Source organism: Arthrobacter sp. NPDC056727, from assembly GCF_042790555.1.
Classification (GTDB): Bacteria; Actinomycetota; Actinomycetes; order Actinomycetales; family Micrococcaceae; genus Arthrobacter.
On the sequence record NZ_JBHTZA010000057.1, the window covers coordinates 1 to 3,056 of the forward strand.

General features: G+C 64.2%; 2 protein-coding genes. Both read right to left on the minus strand.

What is annotated here, in order from left to right; translation table 11 throughout:
• Nucleotides 1-60 precede the first annotated feature (60 nt).
• Nucleotides 61-1,353 (minus strand): multiple monosaccharide ABC transporter permease, encoded by a 1,293-nt coding sequence (gene mmsB, locus ACFRAH_RS24195; RefSeq protein ID WP_377993432.1) that lies wholly within the window; start codon nt 1,351-1,353, stop codon nt 61-63.
• 6 nt (nt 1,354-1,359) lie between these two features.
• Nucleotides 1,360-2,889: a multiple monosaccharide ABC transporter ATP-binding protein gene (gene mmsA, locus ACFRAH_RS24200; RefSeq protein WP_377993433.1), complete on the minus strand. Its 1,530-nt coding sequence runs from the start codon at nt 2,887-2,889 to the stop codon at nt 1,360-1,362.
• Nucleotides 2,890-3,056 lie beyond the last annotated feature (167 nt).

A 3,056-nucleotide genomic window follows, 5' to 3' on the forward strand; every position in this document is an offset into this window, starting at 1 on the left:
GCCCCGCACCTTTTTCGCAAAGGTGCGGGGCCGTCGTCGTACTTTGACCGTTGTTGCCTGCTAGGCGTTGCTCGATTCCCGGGTGTCCGCGGCCACCGTCGGTTCGGCCGGCGCTTTGGTCCCTTCGGTGGCGGGCGGCGTGGTCTTCAGCCTGAAACGCTTGGCGATGGAGGATCCGCCGCCGGCGCGGTTCTTGTTGAAGATGTCGAAGCCGACGGCGAGCAGGAGGACCAGGCCCTTGATGAGCTGCTGGTAGTCGGTGCCGAGGCCCAGGATGGACATGCCGTTGTTGAGGACGCCCATGATGAGGCCGCCGATCATGGCTCCGGCCACCGTGCCGATGCCGCCCTGGACCGCTGCTCCGCCGATGAAGGCGGCGGCGATGGAGTCGAGCTCGAAGCCGGTGCCGCCCGCGGGCTGGGCGGAGTTCAGGCGGGCGGTGAAGATCAGGCCGGCCAGGGCCGCGAGGACGCCCATGTTCACGAAGAGCCGGAAGGTCACGGCCTTGGTCTTGATGCCGGAGAGTTCGGCGGCGTGCAGGTTGCCGCCGATGGCGTAGGTGTGGCGGCCGAAGATGCTGTTGTTCATCAGCGCCGAGTAGGCGATGACCAGGCCCGCGAGGACGATCAGCACGATGGGGGTGCCGCGGTAGCTGGCGAGGAGGAACGTGATGATGAGCATCAGCAGGGCGATGAAGGCGGTCTTGGTGGCGAACCAGGCCATGGGTTCGTTCTCGAGGTTGAACTTCCGGCGGACGCGGCGTTCCTTGATGGACTGGAACAGCAGGGCTGCGGTGCCGCCGACGCCGAGGATCACGGTGAGCCATTCGAGCACCGAGGTGCCGCCGGAGATGTCCGGGAGGAAGCCGCCGCCGAGGGCGCGGAGCTCGTCCGGGAACGGGGTGATCTGCTGGTTCTTCAGGGTGATCAGGGTCAGGCCGCGGAAGATGAGCATGCCGGCGAGGGTGACGATGAATGCGGGGATGCCGACGTAGGCGATCCAGTAGCCCTGCCACGCGCCCACGAGGGCGCCGACGAGGAGGCAGGCCGGGATGGCCGCCCACCAGGCCCAGCCCCAGTGGACGATCATGACGCCGGCGACGGCGCCGATGAACCCGGCGATGGAGCCGACGGACAGATCGATGTGGCCGGCGATGATGACCATGACCATGCCGATGGCAAGGATGAGGATGTAGCTGTTCTGGACGACGAGGTTGGTGACGTTCTGCGGTTCCAGCAGGATCCCGTCGGTGAGGACCTGGAACAGCAGGACGATCAGGATCAGGGCGACGAAGATGCCGACCTGGCGGAGGCGGCTTGCCAGGAAGCCGAGGGATTCTCGTAAGGCGGACATGGTTCGTTATTCCTTCTCTTGGGTCATGTAGTGCATGAGTGTTTCCTGGGAGGCCTCGGCGATGGGGACTTCACCGGTGACGTGGCCGGCGGACAGGGTGTAGATCCGGTCGCAGATGCCCAGGAGTTCGGGGAGTTCGGAGGAGATCACAATGACCGCTTTTCCCTGCGCGGCGAGCTCGGCGATGATCGTGTAGATCTCGAACTTGGCGCCGACGTCGATGCCGCGGGTGGGCTCGTCCAGGATCAGCACGTCGGGGTCGGAAAACATCCACTTGCTCAGGACCACTTTTTGCTGGTTGCCGCCGGAGAGCTTCCCGGTGATGGCCGCGACGGACGGGGCCTTGATGTTCATGCTCTTCCGGTAGCTGTTGGCCACCGTGGTTTCCTGGTTCGCATCCACCCAGCCGCGCTTGGCGAGCTTGGGCAGGGCGGCCATGGAGATGTTGCGCTTGATGTCCTCGATGAGGTTGAGCCCGTAGTGCTTGCGGTCCTCGGTGGCGTAGGCGATGCCGTGCCGGATGGCGTCGGGGACGGTGGAGGTGTTGATTTCCTTGCCGTACTTGAACACCTTGCCGGAGACGGCGCGGCCGTAGGTGCGGCCGAAGACGCTCATGGCCAGTTCGGTGCGGCCGGCGCCCATCAGGCCGGCGAGCCCCACCACTTCGCCCTTGCGGACGTTGAGGCTGGCGTTGTGCACCACGGTGCGGGTGTGGTCCTGCGGGTGCTGGACCGTCCAGTCTTCGATGCGCAGGACTTCCTCGCCGATCTGCGGTTCGCGCTCGGGGTAGAGGCTGTCCAGGTCGCGGCCCACCATGCCGCGGATGATGCGTTCCTGGGTGATCTGGCCCTGGTCCACGCGCAGGGTCTCGATGGACTTGCCGTCGCGGATGATGGTGACGGCGTCGGCGACCTTGCGGATTTCGTTGAGTTTGTGGCTGATGATGATGCTGGTGACGCCCTGGCCCTTCAGGTGCAGGATCAGGTCCAGCAGGTGGTCGGAGTCCTCGTCGTTCAGCGCAGCGGTGGGCTCGTCCAGGATGAGCAGCTTCACTTCCTTGGACAGTGCCTTGGCGATTTCGACGAGCTGCTGCTTGCCGACGCTGATGTGCTGGATGGGGGTGACCGGGTTTTCGCTCAGGCCGACGCGGGCCAGCAGCTTGGCCGCTTCCAGGTTGGTCTTGCGCCAGTCGACCCAGCCGCGGGTGGCCATTTCGTTGCCCAGGAAGATGTTTTCCGCGATGGACAGGTACGGGCTCAGGGCCAGTTCCTGGTGGATGATCACGATGCCGCGCTTTTCGCTGTCGCTGATGGACGCGAAGTCGCAGGGTTCGTTTTCGAAGAGGATGTCCCCCTCGAAGGTGTTGTGGGCGTACACGCCGGAGAGCACCTTCATCAGGGTGGACTTGCCTGCCCCGTTTTCGCCGCAGATCGCGTGGACCTCGCCGCGGTTCACATCCAGGGTGACGTCCTGGAGGGCTTTGACGCCGGGGAAGGTCTTGGTGATCCCGCGCATCTGAAGAATGGGTACGTTCATTGGTCAATTCCCGCTGATCTGTTCGATGAGCTGATCTGTTTTCGGGGGCGGGGGGGGGCCCGGGGGGGGGGGGGCCGCCCCCCCCCAAAAAAAGAAAGGGTTTTGGTTTTTTTTTTGTGGGGGGGGGTTGTTTAACACGAGGTGAATTAAAAAGTAATATTTTTTTT

What these genes read in the sequence shown, in the direction of transcription:
- mmsA (WP_377993433.1), bottom strand. Translation starts at nt 2,889, where the DNA reads ATGAACGTACCCATTCTTCAGATGCGCGGGATCACCAAGACCTTCCCC.
- mmsB (WP_377993432.1), bottom strand. Translation starts at nt 1,353, where the DNA reads ATGTCCGCCTTACGAGAATCCCTCGGCTTCCTGGCAAGCCGCCTCCGC.